Here is an 18,943-nt window from a genome sequence, read left to right on the forward strand (position 1 = left end):
AATTAGGTGATAAAGTGGAAATATTTATCCTAACGTTTACTTTGATTCCCTGCTTTCATTTGACTATACTTAAGAATAGACACAAAGAATGCTCCACCAATTGTATTTCCAATAATGGCGAAAATCAAAAACTCGAGGTAATCGTAGAGGGTGATGCTATCACCAACAAGTAGTCCGCTCAGCACTTCTATGTTTCCTACAATGCAGTGATGCAGACCGCCCACACCAATTATTAAGGTTATAAAAATCACTATTACAATATGGCTTATTGATTCGCGTACCGAGCCAATAAGCCAACCCAAAAGTCCCATCATCCAGCCTGCAAGTACAGCGGAGCCTAGTGTTATTTGCCAGTTGGGCTCCACCATTACTTTGGCAATATGCTCAAATGACTCAGCCGGTATTCGGCCACTTTCTGGGCCTATCCAAGTGATGAAAAGCGCAAAAAGAAGCCCTCCAACAAGGTTTCCTAAAATTACAAAGCCCCATAGTCTGAGTAACTCCCCAACACTGGCTTTGCCATTGAGAACAGGTAAAATAGCCAAAGCCGTTTGCTCTGTAAAGAGTTCTGAGCGACCGATTATCACGAATATAAAACCAAGCGGGTATCCCAATGAAATGATGAGGTGTAAAACTTCAGGGTCTACTTTTCCGCTAAACATAGCATGAAGAATTCCCATAAGCATTACTGAAAAACCAATTTCTAAACCTGCCGTAAAGGCGCTCAGGCTAAGCCCAACACTGGAACGTTCATAATCTCGAAAACCTAGTTTTATCTGGTCTTCTACAATTTCGTCATGCTCCTTGGGTTTGTCGTTTTCTGCCATGCAGAAAGAACCTCAAATAATCAGAAAAGTTTAAAAATGATATTGTAAACCTAATCCACCATGTATCAACCAGTCATTTCCATCACCGCTGCCGGAAAATCCATCCCAGCTGTCCGTGCCCCCAGTGCGTCCTCCTGTATAGGCATCAATGGCCCAGTGTTTTGACAGAACGATGATGAACCCAAATTCTGCGGAAGCGGTAAAATCCATTGTGCTTTCTTGGTGCAAAGTGTAGCCACCTAGTTTATCAGTATCTAAATCTATGTCGTTACTGGTTTTTATAGCGCCAACACCAATTCCTATATAAGGTAAAAACTGACCCGCATAAGGCTTATACTCGTTGATTGAAGGATTCAAAATATGTCTGATTCCAACTCCAAAGTAGGTTTGAGCAACTTGTGTTTCCAAATTGGAAGAGGAGCCATCTCCTGTGAAATTCAGAGAGGCATTTACAATGGAATGTGTAACCTCTGCTGTTGCGGCCCATTGCTCATTTTTCATAGAATAAGAATAGACTATACCAACTTCGGGACCTATACTTCCAAACAAATTGTCTGAAGTAGTTTCTCCTTGAAGGGTGGCAACTCCTGCTCGGAGTGTAAGGGCTGATTTTGGTGATTGCTGCGAAAACGCAGATGTGGCACTGACAATAAAGGCCAGTAGTAGAGAGCTCGAATGTTTCATAAAAGTAGAGATTTTTTCGAGCGAGCTTAGGCCAAAGGTATGTTAATACAATCCGTTTTACAAAACCAGTTTATTGTATTCAACTTTGTAAAAATATAAAACCAGAAGTGTGAAAAACCTTTCCTTAGGATTTGAAGCTGGCAATGTTTCCTTTTGGATAAAGGAAAAAACTGCTTAGGGCTAAGGCTACACCAACACCAAAAACCGAGTATATAATTGCGGGATTTATAAAAATGTTGTCAGAAGTATAAGTGTAAAAGAATACACTGGCAGTGATCAGGATAAGTGCGATGCCTACAATGGCCAATATCTTGGCAATTTTTTTTCGACTCAATGCCTTCAGGTACAGAGATTCTTTATATTCCACCTGACTTACAATTACATCTCTTTCCTCTTCCTCCATCATTTGCTGTTTCAAGCTCTGATGTATATCAGATGAAGGCATTCCTGCAATCTTGCGCTGAAAATAGTATTCTATAAGTCTGTCTGCCGAGTCCATTAATAGTGGTTAAAGAACAGGGCAAATTTAATAGCAATTGCCTTTATTAGGTATGTCTTCCACTAGTAATTTTTTCACATTTTAAACCTAATAAATAAGTGAATTCAATATCAGAGGCTTAGATTTTTGATAGAAAGTAGGCGGCCAAGAAAAATAAAGTGCGTGGACTACAACATTTTAATTTTCATAGAGTTAAATACTTAGAACACTTCGGAAGTTTACAGGAGCCTTGGTAGAGAATTTCTTTGCCGGGCTCTTTGTTTATTAATGTATGCTTCCAAATGTGTGTAATAAACTGCCAATTTGTAATTTTCGCCTTCAAGGATGAGACGATATTACGATATACTCGGCCTGCAGGAGGGCGCTACCAAAAAAGAGATAAAGCAGGCTTATCGCAAAATGGCCATGCAGTATCATCCTGACCTTAATCCAGGAAAGGAATCCAAACAAAAGTTTATCGAAATTCTAGAAGCCTATGAATACCTTATTGGTATTCGTCAGATGAACGAAGGCAAAGGGATGAGCTATGAGGATCTTCAGAAGTTTTATGAATTAATGAAGAAGGCTGCCGAAGAAAAAGCCAAGCGTGAGTACCGCGAAAAAGTAAGAGAGTTTAAAAAGGAAAAGGAGCGCAAGCAAGGGGAGGAGTACAAAAAAGCGATTTACCTTTTGGTGGCTATTTGTATAGCGGCCATAGGGCTTTGGCAAGGGTATAAGTTTTACACCAACCTTATGATAAATGGTGATCGCCAAGTGGCCGAAGTTGAGGTAGTAGGTATTGGTATGAAGCGTTTGAAGTACGCCTTTCAGGTAGGAGATAGTCTTTATAAGGACGAGCAATACGTGAGTAATAATAAAATTGAAATGATTTCTGGGAATGGGATGCCGCTAAAAACCGGAGATAGGTTTGAGGTGGAATTTTCACGAGGGGCACCTGCCTATCATCGTATAAATTTTGAAAGGGTATCCACCTCTACCATGCAGCGCTATTTTGCCATGGTTTCCTCCAAGCTTACCTATTTATTTTATGAAGAGTGGCAGCATCTCTCCAATGATGAAAAGAGGATAAGAGCGGCTTGTATCACCTCTATCGTGTTTAGTCGCCAAGGCTTTGAAGGCCTAAGCGACATTTACTATGCTGATGCCAATATACTCGACAACTTTTCACACAATAGCTGGACCTGGTACTTTATGAAAACCAGTGATGAGTTTGAGGAAATTCTAGCTGCTTGTCAGGTCATAGAAGAGGAGTTGCATTAACTCACTCTATCATCATACACCTTACCCATACTTGGATTGTCGCCCATCAGGGTGGCTTGCATTTCCTTCTTTATGATGTTGAAAATAATCATGTGAATGTCTTCACACACTTCCATATCCATGACATCAGCATGAACTGATATATCCGCAAGCCTGCTGATTTTGCCACCATTAAAACCTGAAAGAGCGAGGGTTTTTACACCTTGGTCTTTGGCGTAAGTCATAGCACGAACCACATTCTCAGAATTCCCGCTTCCGCTGATACCGATTACCAAATCGTCTTTACCAATGAAGTTTTTCAGGGGCTCAATAAAAATATCCTCGTAGCCAATATCATTGGCAATAGCCATCATGGAGGCAATATTGTCGTTCAGGCAAATCATTTTAAAACGCTTGTCCAAACCATAACTCGCACCTTTTAGGAAGTCACCCGCTACGTGAGAAGCCGTAGCCCCGCTACCACCATTTCCAAACACATAAATGTTTCCACCTTTGTGGTAGGCATCCAAAAATGCCTGAGCGGCCGCGTTTATTGCCGATTGATCTAGTTTGTCAATAGTTTGTTTTACAAGTCCTAAATATTCTTTTGCCTTATCCATTTCCGTAGTGTATTAGTTTGGAGCCTTCTTGTTCAAATTTAAAATCAAATCTACGCACTTTGTGTAGTGCTTCATCCAGCTTTTGCTGTTTTTCCTTTGGGCAGTAAAACAACATAAATCCTCCGCCACCAGCTCCCAAAAGTTTTCCGCCAAGCGCTCCGTTTTTCATGGCGGTTTCATATAATTCATTTATCAATGGACTTGTGATTCCTGAAGCCAGCTGTTGCTTCATCATCCAGTTTTCATGCATGATGTGGCCAAAAGAATCCAAATCTCCTTTCATCAAAACATCCCTCAATTCATATACCAGCTTCACCATATTTTGAAGCGTTTTGAATTTATCGGCCTGCGCTGTATTCTTTTTTTGCTCCGACAGGATGGAGGAAGCACTTCTTTGATTTCCGATGTAATAAAGACAAAGATTGTCTTGTAATGTATTGTAATTATCTGCCGAAAGGTAAACGGGATTTACCGTTACCAATCCGTTTTTATGAAACTCAATTACGTTAAGGCCACCATAAGCCGCAGCATATTGATCTTGCTTCCCGATGGGTTCTTTGAGGATGTCAATTTCTATTTCACAAGCTTCTTTGCCTAGGGTTTCCTTGCTGGCATATAAGTTTTGCGTAACGTGTAAATTATGCAAAAGCCCCACTGTAAAAGAAGAAGATGATCCCATACCGGTACCCCCGGGGATATCAGAAATAGAGCTTATTTCAATACCTCCGCTGATGTTGAATTTCTCCAAAGCCGTTCTGAGAATCGGGTGCTTTAGCTCCGAGACAGCAGATACAGTCTCAGTTTGCGAGTACTTGGTGCGTATTTTATCTTCTTCAAAAAACTTGTGTGAAGAAATGTACATATACTTATTGATGGATGTGCTGAGCACAGCCCCCGTACTTTGCGAATAAAAAGCTTCCAAATCGGAGCCTCCGCCTACAAAGCTTATCCTAAAAGGGGTTTGGGTGATTATCATACGAGCAAAGGTGTTTGTTGCAAAGAAAGCAAGCTTTTCATAAAAATGCCATGGAAACTTATTTATCTATTAAAATTCGGAAAAGTTTGAAGTGTACTAAATCAAAAGACAGATTCCGGTCTGTCTCGCAAAATTGCAGGGGTCTTCGTTTCTTCTTCGCCCGGAATGAAATGTAAGGCAAGTCTGATCATTCCGGCCTTGAGCCGGAATCTTTACCTTACAATGCTAAATCACCAAATCCGCAAACTCCTCATTTTGTGCAATCAGATCATACTCATTTGGCTTCCGTGTTTCCCACAAAACATGAATAGATTCTTCGCTATAGCCTTTCCAGTCATAATACGTGAACATTCGTTGCTTTAGCAAATCTTCACTTATGTTTTTAAAAATCTTAAAGTCACTTATTGTGCGAAGGCTCTCAGTAGCCAGAGCTACCACGCCTTCTATCAAAATTACTTTCTGTCCTTCCAGTTTGTAGGTCACATCTTCCACATCATAATCGGGGTGAGGGGTGTAACCTTTTAATTCTATGGTTTCACCATTAATAATGGATTGCACGTCACTTTCCAGTTTGTCAATTTGAAAATTGTGAAACACTTCCTCTTTGCCGATTCGTTCGGATTTTGGCAAAATCCAATGATCCAAAGTTATCCTTAGGCAATCTATGCCGTCAGCCTTTAGCTGCTTTTGCAGATAAGTGGCAAGGGTGGATTTTCCGCTTCTCGTGTTTCCACCGATGTTGATTACCAAGGTTTCTTTTGAGCTGGTACTCACTAAATCTTTCACCTTGGCAGCTAAGTCTTTATAAGGCTCGTCAACTATAAAGTTGGCGGCTTCCTCCAAATTGGCAAACAAGTAATCGGGTTTGGTTTTGGCTTTTCTTAACCCAAAGCCAGTCATCACGCCAACCGTGGTACAGCCAGCAGCTTTTCCTGCACCCATATCACCTTCTGAGTCACCAATCATAAAAGATTGTAAGGGGTCGATGTTATAATCTCGGGAAGCATTATTTATCATTCCGGGCTTTGGCTTGCGGCAATCGCAGTCTATTTTGTAAGCCACATTTTCTTCTGGGTAACCTTTGTCAGGATGATGTGGACAATAATAAATGGCGTCCAGTTTTGCGCCAGCATCACCAAGCTCAGTTTCCATTTTTTTATGAATCTCTCCAAGTCCCTGTATGGTAGTAAGATTTCTGGCTACCACACTTTGGTTAGTGGTCACTACAGCTAAATAATCTGAAGTGTTGATTTTTGAAATAGCTCTAGCCGTAAAAGGGTAGAGGTGAAAATCTTCTGGTTTGTGGATGAGGTCAACATTCTCATTAATCACACCATCCCTATCCAGAAAAATTGCCTTTTGACGATTTTCCAGATTTCTCTTTCTCACCTTGCCAGATTGCACATCATGCCCTACATGCTCCAGCCTGTCTGGGGTTCCCATGTCCTTTAGATATTCGGGCGTGTTGTAGCCATACATCTTTAGATCAGTAAAAACACGAGGGAAAATATCTTTTCCAAAATCTGCTTTTTTACCTTTTTCAAGGAAGGGGAAAATGGCTGGCGACAAAATATATACCGCTGCATTTACCATGTTGTGGTAGATCAAATCTGCAGAATGCGGCTTGGGGAGCACATTAACAATGAGTCCTTCTTCGTCCATTTCTACCAAATCGCTATCGTAAGGATGATCATTTGGATGCACTACCAAAGTAGCCTGGCTTCCTTTTTCATTGTGAAAATTTGCAAGACGTTTGAGGTCCATCTCCATCATCACATCTCCGTAAAGGACAAGAAAATCTTCGGTAAGTTCTGCTTCCAAATCCTTTATTCCACCAACGGTGCCCAGGGGTTTTTCTTCTTGATAGTAACGGATTTTGATACCAAAATCGGCACCATCGCCAAAGTGGTCTTTTATAGGTTGGCTCAAGTGATTTACGATAAGTATAACCTCCGAAAAGCCATAGCGCACCAGTAATTCTATTTGGTATTGCAAAAGTGGTTTGCCCAAAAGGGGAACCATGGGCTTGGGAATATCTTTGGTAAGCTCGCCCAGACGGGTACCTCTACCGCCCGCAAGTATTACTACTTTCATGAATGAAATTTGGCGTTAAAATTGCAAAATTGGTTTATGCGAAGATTGACAATAGTAATCGAAAATCTAAGATATAGGGGCTATTTTTGCCGCTCATTAAGTTTGTGCATCTTGCGTGCTTTGCAGCAAATTATATAAAATACTGAAAAACTGACTTTTAGATGAAACACTCTCTTCTGCTCGCCTTTGTGATTTTTTCATTTGGCGCTTTGGCGCAAGCCACCAACCAAACTGATGCGCAGGGTAAGAAACATGGAGTATGGAAAAAATATCATGAAGATGGTAAACTTCGTTACGAAGGAACCTTTGATCACGGCAAGGAGGTAGGGGAGTTTATCTTTTATTTCCCGAGTGGTGATATTAAAGCTATCAATAAGTTTAGAGGGAAGTCTGGCGTAGCCTATTCTTACCAATTTGGAGGCGATAGCATTTTAGCTGCCGAGGGAAAGTACATCAATTCAAAGCGTGATAGCGTTTGGACTTTTTACAACATAAAGGGTGAAGTTATTTCTCGGGAAGACTATAAAAACAATGATCGAAACGGGCAGTCTATCACCTTTTTTCCTTCTGGCCGCAAGGCAGAGGTTACCACTTATGTGAATGGCAAAAAAGAAGGTGAATGGTTGCAGTTTTACGAAACCGGCAAACCGAGAGCAAAAGGAGCTTACGTGGATAATAAGATACAGGGTGAGGTATTTTACTATGAGACAACTGGGCGAATTAGAGCCAAAGGGAAATATGTAAAAGGATTGATGGATGGCAATTGGTACTTTTTTGATGATGTCAATAAGGTGATAAAAACACAGGTGTGGGATAAGGGAACTTTGGTGAGCCAGGACCCACCGGAGGAGAAGGATGAATTTTTTGAAGAGGAAGAAAAAAAATAAATGGCACGCGTAGTAGTAGGATTAAGTGGAGGGGTAGATAGCAGTGTGGCAGCACATATTTTGCAGGAGCAAGGGCATGAGGTTATAGCACTATTTATGCGCAATTGGCATGATGATTCAGTAATTCTGGATGATGATTGCCCTTGGGTAGAAGATAGTAATGACGCGCTTTTGGTGGCCGATAAACTCAATATTCCTTTTCAGGTGATAGACCTGAGCGAGGAATATAAGGAGCGCATTGTGGATTATATGTTTGCTGAATATGAATCGGGGAGAACACCTAACCCGGATGTGCTTTGCAATCGCGAAATAAAGTTTGACACTTTTCTAAAGGCTGCCATGGAGCTTGGCGCAGACTATGTAGCCACAGGGCATTATTGCAGAAAAGATACTATAGAAGTGGATGGGAAGCCCGTTCACCGATTATTGGCGGGTGTGGATAACACCAAGGATCAAAGCTATTTTTTGTGCCAGCTCAATCAGGAGCAGCTTTCTAAGGCTTTGTTTCCTATCGGACATTTACAAAAAAGTGAAGTTCGTAAAATTGCCATGGAGCTAAATTTGGTAACAGCCGAGAAGAAGGACTCACAAGGACTTTGCTTTATCGGGAAAGTGAGTTTGCCAACATTTTTGCAACAGCAATTAAAACCCAAAAAAGGTAAAATTATAGAAGTGACCGATGCCGATGGAATGTGGGGTCAGGATGCTTCAAAGATTGAAAATGATCTGGATAAACTCGTTGCACCGTATGTATTTTCACCCGAAAGGGGAAAGGTAGTAGGCGAGCATCAAGGTGCGCATTATTTTACAGTGGGCCAGCGAAAAGGCCTTGCTGTGGGAGGAACTCCAGAGCCACTTTTTGTGTTAGCAACGGATACTACGGAAAACCTGATTTATACAGGTCAAGGTGAGCATCATAGAGCTTTGAGCAAAAAAGGACTGTTTATTGCAGAAGATGATATTCACTGGGTGCGCCCGGATTTGGAATTGAAAGAAGGTGAAAGCTCTCCTTTTCTTTTACGCATTCGATACCGCCAGCAGCTAGTTGGGGGCACTTTGTACAGAGAAAACAAGGGCTTGTATATTATATTTGATGAGCCGATGAAGGCGATCACTCCGGGGCAATTTGCCGCTTGGTACCTCAAGGACGAGTTGGTAGGTTCAGGCGTGATTAATTATTAAAAAATGAGGATGAAGAAATTTGTAGTACTGTTTACTCTATTAAGTTGTGTGGCGCAAGCCCAACTGTCGCGTGTGTATTTTACCGATAAGGGGGCTAATGCGGAAATGTTAAGCAATCCTTACTTATTTCTTTCTCCAAAAGCCATTGACAATAAAGAGAAGCGAAATGTAGCAGTAGACATTCGGGATATTCCAGTTTCAAAATCACATTTACAAAGTCTTCATGATGCAGAGCTCGAAGTGAAAATGACTAGCCGCTGGTTTAATTACGCCTTAGTAGATGGTGAAGATGTATTTCAAAAAGTGAAAGACCTTCCTTTTGTAAAAAGAGTGGAAACTCCAAATCGGTATAAAGTTTCTTTTGCAGAAATGCCGGAGGCATCTCAAGCTACAAATTTGACTTACGGTATTGCCGATAATCAAATTGAAATGGTAGAAGGAGAATATCTTCATGACCTTAATTACAGAGGAGCGGGAATGACGATTGCCGTAATTGATGGTGGTTTTCAGGGTACAAATACTTTAACCGGTTTAGATAGCCTTAGACAGCAAAATAGAATTTTGGGCACCTACAATTTTGTTCATAACGACACGGACATTTATAAGGATGGAAGTCATGGTACAAGTGTACTTTCCATTTTGGCTGGGTATATAGATTCAGCCTATGCAGGCTCAGCTATTGATGCTAATTATTGGTTACTCAAATCAGAAAATGAGTCTGATGAGAACATCTCAGAAATGGATAATTGGCTGGCTGCCGCGGAATTTGCGGATAGCGTAGGTGTTGATATTATTACCTCAAGTTTGGGTTACAACAATTTTGTAGGAGGTGTAGGCGATTTTGCCTATAATGATATGGACGGAAATACTGCATTAGTTACCAAAGCAGCAGATATGGCTGCGGCCAAAGGAATTTTGGTAGTAGTAAGTGCAGGAAATGAAGGGAATAGTGGCTGGCAATATATTACGGCTCCTGCAGATGGAGATAGTGTTATGGCCGTAGGTGGAGTAGATGCAAGTGGTGCTTACGTGAGTTTTAGTAGCACTGGCCCAACAGCAGATGGTAGGGTGAAACCGGATGTAGTAGCTGTAGCTGGAGGAACAGCTTTTATATCTCCGGCTGGCCCTACTTATGGAAACGGAACTTCTTTTAGCTGCCCTATTATTTCTGGCATGGCAGCGTGTTTTTGGCAACAAAATCCATCCCTTAGTAATATGGAGCTATATGAAGCCATTATTGCTAGCTGCTCACAGCCTTTCACTCCTGATAACGCCATTGGTTTTGGAATTCCAAATTTTAGAATTGCCTCTTGGGAAGTTGGTGTTGAAGAATTGGAAATAGCTACACATATTAATGTATTCCCAAACCCTATTGGTGATGAGTTTGAGGTAGAATCTGAGGATTTTGTTATCCAAAAAAATATTGAGATTAGCATTTTGGATATTAACGGTAAGCCCGTGTATGAGCATGAAGTAGAGGGTGGAAACTCTAAGTTGAAAATACAAACATCCCTTCCGGAAGGGATGTACCTTTTGAATATTCAATATGGAGGAAAATCACACCTCCGCAAAATCATTAAGTAAGATGGAAAACCGCATTTGCGGACTGTTTGGCATCAAGTACCCACTAATACAGGCGGGTATGATTTGGTGCAGCGGTTGGGAATTGGCATCGGCAGTGAGCAATGCCGGAGGGCTCGGAATTATTGGTTCAGGAAGCATGTATCCAGATGTGTTGCGAACACATATTCAAAAATGTAAAGCAGCAACAGACAAACCCTTTGCGGTAAATCTCCCGATGCTGTATCCACAGATTGAAGACCACATTAATATTATTATAGAAGAAGGGGTGAAGATCGTATTTACCTCTGCTGGAAATCCTAAAACCTGGACGGCTCACCTTAAAAAACATGGCATTACCGTAGTTCATGTGGTGAGTAGTGTAAAGTTTGCCTTAAAGGCCGAGCAAGCTGGTGTAGACGCTGTAGTAGCCGAAGGCTTTGAAGCTGGTGGTCATAATGGTCGCGAAGAAACTACCACTTTTTGCCTTATCCCTATGGTGAAAGAAAAATTGAATGTCCCATTAATTGCAGCTGGTGGCATTGCTACCGGCAGACAAATGCTTGCAGCTATGATTTTGGGCGCTGATGCTGTACAGGTAGGTTCTCGATTTGTGGCCAGCGAAGAGAGTAGCGGTCACTTCAATTTTAAGAACAGGGTAGTGGAAGCAGGTGAAGGCGAAACACATCTTACCTTGAAGGAGCTTGCTCCCGTTCGTCTTATTCGTAATAAGTTTCATGCCGATGTAATGAATGCCTATGCTAATCACGCCACAGTGGATGATCTTAAAACTTTGCTCGGTAGAGCTCGTGCCAAACGTGGTATGTTTGAAGGAGACTTGGACGAAGGTGAGTTAGAGATTGGGCAAATTAGTGGTTTGATTGATAACATTAAGCCAGCAGCCGAAATTGTAGAAGAGATTATTTCTGAATTTAATTTACTACAAGCCAACTGGCCTTCCCAAGTTCTGTAAGCTTGTTCCTTCGGTTTGATAATGATTGACTTATCGTAGAATAATAGTTTTGCAGGATTATGCAAAGCGCGTTCTGCATTAGTTTTCGCTGTCCTTTTTTTCTTTGCTTGAACAAGCATTTAGCACTGGCATAAACTCATTGACCCTTTTAATGAGCTCCTTATCTGGATAGTTTTACAGAAAAATTAAGGAGCATGAAAAATTTATTTAGAATACTGATAGTGACGATGATTAGCCTAATGGCTTTTCAGTCAAGAGCGTCACACTTGCTTGGTGGAGAGATTATTTGGGAGTGTACAGCAAATGGAAAGTACGACTTTACAATGATTGTTTATAGAGAGTGTGGTGCAGGGGCTATACCGCTTCCAGGTAATCAAACTATCAATGGCCCGGTTAATATTCCCATGACAAGACAAAGTATAGTAGAGGTGTCTCCCGTTTGTCTTGGTGGAGGTAGTATTTCTTGTAATACATCACCTTCTGGTAAAGGTGCAGTTGAGAAACATACTTTTAAAAGTAATTCACCTGTTACATTGAGTGGGGTGCCTCCTGCTGGGGGATGGATTTTTAGTTGGTTTCAGAGTGCTAGACCGGGTACGGTGGTTAATATTACTCCAGGAAACTATTTTCTACGCGCCATTATGTACCCTTATCAACCAGTGGGAGCTACAGCTCCCCTGAACTCCAACCCTTGCTATGATAATAGTCCAAAATTTCAGGAGCTGGGTTCTATTACCATTTGTACGGGAAGCCCATTTACATATAATCACTTGGTTGCTGATAAAGACTTAGATTCTTTGTTTGTAAGATTTGCGGAGCCTTGGACAGCGGCAAATACCCCGGTGAATTGGGATCCAGGCTATAGTTTTCAGTCACCGTATCCAAGCAATCTTACTAATCCGGCCAATGGTCCTGTGGTTTTGAATAGTAAAACTGGAGAGATTTCTATGGATATACAGGTGGCGCAAGATGGAAGTTACGCCAGTTGTTATGAGGTAGAAGCTTGGAAATGTGGTGTGGATGGCAACGGAGTGATTAGACCTATAAAGGTGGCCTCAGTATTTAGAGATGTGGTTATAATAACAGCTAATGGTTGTGCTACCAATAACGAGCCCAGTGCTTTTATTGACACCTCTACCTACCGAAACATTAAACAACTAGGCCCTAAAACGTATAAAACAAGTGTGTACCCTGGTGACACGATTAACTTCAGATTATCAGCTACGGATACAGATATCAACCCTTCTACTTTTTTGCCTCAAAAGATCACTTTTGATGCGGCTGGCCTTACAGTTTCAGGTCCGGGTAAGTCTTATGCTAGTGGAGTTGGTTGTGATGGAGGAGCACCTTGTGCTACGTTTACCCCCGTGGCACCCCAGGTAGGTTATGTAAAAGCTTTGAACAATAATATTGAGTTCTTTTGGGTACCGGATTGTCAACACTTAAGTGTAGATGGTAACTTTTGTAACCCGATCAACACCTTCTTTTTCTCAATGCGTATGCAGGATGACGGCTGTCCGGCCCCGGAGATCGCCCTGACGACTTTTATAGTGGACGTACTTCCGGGAGACCCAAGCCCCTTGAACCTCACTTGCCTGAATGTAGACAGTGTAAGTGGCGATCGTAAGCTAGGTTGGGAAAAAGCTACCATAGATAGTGCTTTGGACTTTAACTACTACATGGTATTGGCCGGCCCTAATAGTACGGGCGGTTATGATACCATTCAAAAGATATATGACATTGACTCTTTAGGAACTATAGTGAGCGGAAGTGGAGGGTACAATAATTTTTACATCATTAAGAGTACGGGTAAGTGCGACTTTTTGTCTTTACCCTCCGATACCTTGACTGTGATGGACCTAACGATGAATGTGATAGTAACTCCACTGGGCGACTATGCGGACCTAAGCTGGACGAAGCTGAGCGACCCATTGCCATATACGAGCGAAGGCCTGTACCAGGTGTGGCAAGAAGTACCAGCGGGAAGCGGCAATTGGAAACAGGTGGGACAAACCAATGGTACCACCTATGTAGATACTGTGCAGGTTTGCGACTTGTTTGTAAACTATCAGGTTCGAGTAGCCGATACCACATTGCTGTACTGTGGCAGTGGTTCCAATTTGCAAAAAGGCCGCTTTAGCGATAAGAGCAATGACGACCCCTTGCAGCTGGATAGTGTAAGTGTAAATGCGAATGGCAACAGCATAATAAGCTGGAACGATACCAAGAATGGCGATGTAGTGGTGTACTACCTGTTTTTTAACGACCCCAAGCTGGGCTGGCAAATAGTAGACACGATACCCGAAGGCACCCCCATGCCCCATGAGTGGACGAACAGTGAGGCCGATACCCGCAGCGAAGAGTTTAGAATAATCTCAGCAGATAGCTGTGGCAACTTTTAGCGACAATCAGTTGGTAAAACCCCACGCTACCATATATCTGCGCAATTATTTAAATAAATGCGAAGCCTACTCTCGCCTAAGCTGGAACACCTATGAAGGCTTTGGTAACCAGGGAGTAGCGGAGTATCGTATATGGATACAAGAGATAGTAAATGGTACCCCCGGAGGCTGGAATATACTGGACACCCGTACCGGAGAAGATACCACCTACACGCAGTACAACTTGCAAAATGGCTATGAATATTGCTACCGCATACAAGTTATAGATACGAGTGGAGCCAAGAGTTCTACCTCCAATGAGCTGTGTATACTGGCCGAAGTGCCCTCTAAATCGAAGATTTTGTACGTAGCTCAGGTAACTAATAATACAAACCGGAATACGATGGAGCTGAACACGTATATAGATGCTCAGGCAGATGTACTAAGCTTTGATATAGAGCGCGCCCTTACGCCTGAAGGTCCCTTTGAGCGAATAGCCACTATCCCTAAGCCCACCACATCCAATACCTTTAACTTTTTTGACTACGGAGCCAATCCGAAGAGCAACATCTACTACTACCGCGTATCGGCCACGGATAGCTGTGGAGGTAGGGACACGGTAACCGATCTGTCGAACAACGTATTGCTGAATGTAGAAGCGCGAGGCGATGTAAGCAATATGCTGAGTTGGAATACCTATAAAAACTGGGCGGGAGATGTGGCCAGATATGATGTATACCGTCAGGCCGAAGATGAAACCAGCTACAGCCTTATAGCACAGGTATCATCAGCCGATAGCACGTATCAGGATAATTTTGACAGAGCAGTGTATGGTGAAGGTGAAGGTAACTTTTGCTACTATGTGGTAGCTGTAGAAGGTCCGAATCCCTTGGTGCTGGTACAGCCCAACGGTGATCCTTATGATAGCCGAAGCAATACAGTGTGCATGAATCAAAAAGCACGCGTGTTTATACCTACCGCCTTCAATCCCAATAGTGAGCAGGAGATAAACCGTAGCTTTGGCCCCTCGATGAAATTTACCGAAGTAAGCCAGTACTCATTTTATATAATGAACCGCTGGGGAGTGAAGGTATTTGAAACTACCAACCCCGAAGAGCGCTGGGATGGCACCTTTGATGGCACAGAAGCAGCCCAAGGCGTGTACATTTACTTTATCACCTATGCCACACCTGGCCAGGTAGCCACCGAAGAAAGAGGTAGTTTTACTTTGATAAGGTAGAAAACAAAAGATTGATAAATCGAAAGATCATCATCAGCCCCGAGGACTAAAGCCTCGGGGCTGCTTTGTTTTGCTAATCCGTATTAACTACGCTTTAAAACAGGCAAAATCATCATTCTCTAATTTGTACTTTCGTAGAATGTCAGGTCTTCATAGATTTAGGCCTTAGAACAAAAAGTGTTTTATCCATTATATTAGGAAACGATACTAAACCACGAAACGATTAGCACATGAAAAAAGTCATTCAATTAATAGCATTTATAGGGATAATGCTTTTTACAGGCCACACGGCAAAGGCATCACACTTACTGGGTGGTGAGATTACCTGGGAGTGTACAGCTAATGGGAAGTATATATTTACCCTAGCGATATATAAGGAGTGCGGTGGTTCTACTGCCGGTTTAGGCTCAACACAAAATTTAAGTGGACCTAATGGAAGTATTCAGTTGAGTCAAATATCCGTTACAGAAGTTTCGCCAACCTGCTTGGGAGGAGGGTCTATTAGCTGCGCAACCTCAGGGCCTGGTAATGGAGCGGTAGAACGTTATGTGTATACGAATGATGGGGTGGCTGGTAGGCCACAGCCAACAACTTTATCAGGTGTTCCAGGTGCCGGTGGATGGGTATTTAGTTGGTATAGCTGCTGTAGGCCAGCTGGGATTGCCAATATTACGAGCCCAACAAGTGCAGGGTATTTTCTTAGAGCGGTGATGTATCCATATACTCCCGCTGGAGCTACCGCTCCTCTAAATGCAAATCCATGTTATGATAATAGCCCTAAATTTAATGAAACTGGTTCTTTAACTATTTGTGCAGGTTCTCCTTTTACTTATAACCACCTAGCTTCTGACAAAGACTTAGATTCATTATTTATCCGTTTCGGAGATGCTAAGATCAATTCTGCAGGAACCCAAAACGTTAATTGGGTATCAAATTATAGCAGAACATCCCCTTATCCCAGTAATTTGACTAATGCCGGCAATGGCCCTATTACTTTAGATGGTAGAACTGGGGAGGTTAGTATGGATATACAGACAGCAACTCAAGGTAGTTATGTGAGTTGTTATGAGGTGGAAGCCTGGAAATGTGGTGTGGATGCTAATGGTAATAGTAAAATGATAAAGGTAGCCTCAGTTTTTAGAGACGTGGCTATTGTGGTTATTAATAACTGCGTTAACAATAACGAGCCAAACGCTTTTATCGATACCTCTACGTATAAGAATATAAAACAACTAGGGCCTAAAACGTATAAGACAAGTGTGTACCCTGGAGATACTGTTAACTTCAGATTATCAGCTACGGATACAGATATCAATCCGTCTACTTTTCTTCCTCAACAAATTACCTTTCAGGCGGCAGGGCTAGAAGTATCAAGACCTATGGCTAGCGGTACAGGCTGTGATGGAGTGGCCCCTTGTGCACAATTTACTCCCGTGGCTCCTCAGGTAGGTTATGTAAAAGCTTTGAATAATAATATTGAGTTCTTTTGGGTGCCGGACTGCCAGCACTTGAATGTGGAAGGAAGTTATTGTAACCCGATCAACACCTTCTTTTTCTCAATGCGTATGCAGGATGACGGCTGTCCGGCCCCGGAGATCGCTTTGACAACTTTTATAGTAGACGTACTTCCCGGAGACCCAAGCCCTCTGAACCTCACTTGCCTGAATGTAGACAGTGTAAGTGGCGATCGTAAGCTAGGTTGGGAAAAAGCTACCATAGATAGTGCTTTGGACTTTAACTACTACATGGTATTGGCCGGCCCTAATAGTACGGGCGGTTATGATACCATTCAAAAGATATATGACATTGACTCTTTAGGAACTATAGTGAGCGGAAGTGGAGGGTACAATAATTTTTACATCATTAAGAGTACGGGTAAGTGCGACTTTTTGTCTTTACCCTCCGATACCTTGACTGTGATGGACCTAACGATGAATGTGATAGTAACTCCACTGGGCGACTATGCGGACCTAAGCTGGACGAAGCTGAGCGACCCATTGCCATATACGAGCGAAGGCCTGTACCAGGTGTGGCAAGAAGTACCAGCGGGAAGCGGCAATTGGAAACAGGTGGGACAAACCAATGGTACCACCTATGTAGATACTGTGCAGGTTTGCGACTTGTTTGTAAACTATCAGGTTCGAGTAGCCGATACCACATTGCTGTACTGTGGCAGTGGTTCCAATTTGCAAAAAGGCCGCTTTAGCGATAAGAGCAATGACGACCCCTTGCAGCTGGATAGTGTAAGTGTAAATGCGAATGGCAACAGCATAATAAGCTGGAACGATACCAAGAATGGCGATGTAGTGGTGTACTACCTGTTTTTTAACGACCCCAAGCTGGGCTGGCAAATAGTAGACACGATACCCGAAGGCACCCCCATGCCCCATGAGTGGACGAACAGTGAGGCCGATACCCGCAGCGAAGAGTTTAGAATAATCTCAGCAGATAGCTGTGGCAACTTTAGCGACAATCAGTTGGTAAAACCCCACGCTACCATATATCTGCGCAATTATTTAAATAAATGCGAAGCCTACTCTCGCCTAAGCTGGAACACCTATGAAGGCTTTGGTAACCAGGGAGTAGCGGAGTATCGTATATGGATACAAGAGATAGTAAATGGTACCCCCGGAGGCTGGAATATACTGGACACCCGTACCGGAGAAGATACCACCTACACGCAGTACAACTTGCAAAATGGCTATGAATATTGCTACCGCATACAAGTTATAGATACGAGTGGAGCCAAGAGTTCTACCTCCAATGAGCTGTGTATACTGGCCGAAGTGCCCTCTAAATCGAAGATTTTGTACGTAGCTCAGGTAACTAATAATACAAACCGGAATACGATGGAGCTGAACACCTATATAGATGCTCAGGCCGATGTACTAAACTTTGATATAGAACGAGCGCTTACGCCCGAAGGTCCTTTTGAGCGTATAGCTACTATCCCCAAACCTACTGTAGGGAATACCTTTAACTTTTTTGACTACGGAGCCAATCCTAAGAGCAACATCTACTACTACCGCGTATCGGCCACGGATAGCTGTGGAGGTAGGGACACGGTAACCGATCTGTCGAACAATGTATTGCTGAATGTAGAAGCGCGAGGCGATGTAAGCAATATGCTGAGTTGGAATACCTATAAAAACTGGGCGGGAGATGTGGCCAGATATGATGTATACCGTCAGGCCGAAGATGAAACCAGCTACAGCCTTATAGCACAGGTATCATCAGCCGATAGCACGTATCAGGATAATTTTGACAGAGCAGTGTATGGTGAAGGTGAAGGTAACTTTTGCTACTATGTGGTAGCTGTAGAAGGTCCGAATCCCTTGGTGCTGGTACAGCCCAACGGTGATCCTTATGATAGCCGAAGCAATACAGTGTGCATGAATCAAAAAGCACGCGTGTTTATACCTACCGCCTTCAATCCCAATAGTGAGCAGGAGATAAACCGTAGCTTTGGCCCCTCGATGAAATTTACCGAAGTAAGCCAGTACTCATTTTATATAATGAACCGCTGGGGAGTGAAGGTATTTGAAACTACCAACCCCGAAGAGCGCTGGGATGGCACCTTTGATGGCACAGAAGCAGCCCAAGGCGTGTACATCTACTTTATCACCTACGCCACACCAGGTGAGGTGGCCACCGAAGAAAGAGGTAGTTTTACTTTGATTAGGTAGAAACTTTGAACTAGTAGATTTATATAAAAACAGCCTCGCGGAGTTTCTCTCGGGGCTGTTTTTATTATTTAGAGAACTATTTTTGAATTATAAAT

General features: G+C 42.6%; 14 protein-coding genes. 8 read left to right on the forward strand and 6 right to left on the reverse strand.

Features of this window, described 5'->3' with window-relative positions; all coding sequences use genetic code 11:
* Positions 1-29: 29 nt before the first annotated feature.
* From OWEHO_RS00635 to OWEHO_RS00645, 3 genes are all read right to left on the reverse strand, one after another.
* Positions 30-827: a formate/nitrite transporter family protein gene (locus OWEHO_RS00635; RefSeq protein ID WP_014200511.1), complete on the reverse strand. Its 798-nt coding sequence runs from the start codon at positions 825-827 to the stop codon at positions 30-32.
* Positions 828-857: 30 nt separating this feature from the next.
* The gene (locus OWEHO_RS00640) at positions 858-1,511 is read right to left on the reverse strand and encodes a porin family protein (protein ID WP_014200512.1); all 654 of its coding nucleotides are present in this window, start codon (positions 1,509-1,511) and stop codon (positions 858-860) included.
* A gap of 124 nt (positions 1,512-1,635) precedes the next feature.
* Positions 1,636-2,010, reverse strand: coding sequence for a hypothetical protein (locus tag OWEHO_RS00645; protein WP_014200513.1), 375 nt, complete (start codon positions 2,008-2,010; stop codon positions 1,636-1,638).
* Positions 2,011-2,334: 324 nt separating this feature from the next.
* Between OWEHO_RS00645 and OWEHO_RS00650 the strand changes: the two genes are divergently transcribed.
* Positions 2,335-3,270, forward strand: a complete 936-nt coding sequence (locus tag OWEHO_RS00650) for a J domain-containing protein (RefSeq protein ID WP_014200514.1) — start codon at positions 2,335-2,337, stop codon at positions 3,268-3,270.
* Here OWEHO_RS00650 and OWEHO_RS00655 read toward each other — a convergent pair.
* From OWEHO_RS00655 to OWEHO_RS17630, 3 genes are all read right to left on the reverse strand, one after another.
* Positions 3,267-3,869: an SIS domain-containing protein gene (locus tag OWEHO_RS00655; RefSeq protein ID WP_014200515.1), complete on the reverse strand. Its 603-nt coding sequence runs from the start codon at positions 3,867-3,869 to the stop codon at positions 3,267-3,269. The two genes, OWEHO_RS00650 and OWEHO_RS00655, sit on opposite strands and share 4 nt — an antisense overlap.
* Positions 3,862-4,845 carry a GHMP family kinase ATP-binding protein gene (locus tag OWEHO_RS00660; RefSeq protein ID WP_014200516.1) on the reverse strand — a complete coding sequence of 328 codons (984 nt, stop codon included), beginning with the start codon at positions 4,843-4,845 and terminating at the stop codon, positions 3,862-3,864. The genes OWEHO_RS00655 and OWEHO_RS00660 overlap by 8 nt, the downstream gene beginning before the upstream one ends.
* 225 nt (positions 4,846-5,070) lie before the next feature.
* Positions 5,071-6,939 carry an HAD-IIIA family hydrolase gene (locus OWEHO_RS17630; protein ID WP_014200517.1) on the reverse strand — a complete coding sequence of 623 codons (1,869 nt, stop codon included), beginning with the start codon at positions 6,937-6,939 and terminating at the stop codon, positions 5,071-5,073.
* 161 nt (positions 6,940-7,100) lie between these two features.
* Here OWEHO_RS17630 and OWEHO_RS00670 point away from each other — a divergent pair, with 161 nt between their 5' ends.
* From OWEHO_RS00670 to OWEHO_RS00700, 7 genes are all read left to right on the forward strand, one after another.
* Positions 7,101-7,826: a toxin-antitoxin system YwqK family antitoxin gene (locus OWEHO_RS00670; protein ID WP_014200518.1), complete on the forward strand. Its 726-nt coding sequence runs from the start codon at positions 7,101-7,103 to the stop codon at positions 7,824-7,826.
* A complete protein-coding gene (gene mnmA, locus OWEHO_RS00675) occupies positions 7,827-9,008 on the forward strand; it encodes a tRNA 2-thiouridine(34) synthase MnmA (protein WP_014200519.1) in 1,182 nt (393 codons plus the stop codon).
* A 9-nt stretch (positions 9,009-9,017) separates the two neighbouring features.
* The gene (locus OWEHO_RS00680; protein ID WP_014200520.1) at positions 9,018-10,592 is read left to right on the forward strand and encodes a S8 family serine peptidase; all 1,575 of its coding nucleotides are present in this window, start codon (positions 9,018-9,020) and stop codon (positions 10,590-10,592) included.
* Between the two features lies 1 nt (position 10,593).
* Positions 10,594-11,541 (forward strand): NAD(P)H-dependent flavin oxidoreductase, encoded by a 948-nt coding sequence (locus OWEHO_RS00685; RefSeq protein WP_014200521.1) that lies wholly within the window; start codon positions 10,594-10,596, stop codon positions 11,539-11,541.
* A 194-nt stretch (positions 11,542-11,735) separates the two neighbouring features.
* Complete coding sequence (locus OWEHO_RS00690) at positions 11,736-13,943, forward strand: fibronectin type III domain-containing protein (RefSeq protein ID WP_014200522.1); 2,208 nt, start codon at positions 11,736-11,738, stop codon at positions 13,941-13,943.
* Entirely contained in the window at positions 13,930-15,162 is a 1,233-nt protein-coding gene (locus OWEHO_RS00695; RefSeq protein ID WP_014200523.1) for a T9SS type B sorting domain-containing protein, read from the forward strand. Before OWEHO_RS00690 ends, OWEHO_RS00695 begins: the two co-directional genes overlap by 14 nt.
* Before the next feature lie 230 nt (positions 15,163-15,392).
* A complete protein-coding gene (locus tag OWEHO_RS00700) occupies positions 15,393-18,848 on the forward strand; it encodes a T9SS type B sorting domain-containing protein (protein ID WP_014200524.1) in 3,456 nt (1,151 codons plus the stop codon).
* The last annotated feature ends 95 nt before the right edge of the window (positions 18,849-18,943 follow it).

Source organism: Owenweeksia hongkongensis DSM 17368 (assembly GCF_000236705.1).
Classification (GTDB): Bacteria; Bacteroidota; Bacteroidia; order Flavobacteriales; family Schleiferiaceae; genus Owenweeksia; species Owenweeksia hongkongensis.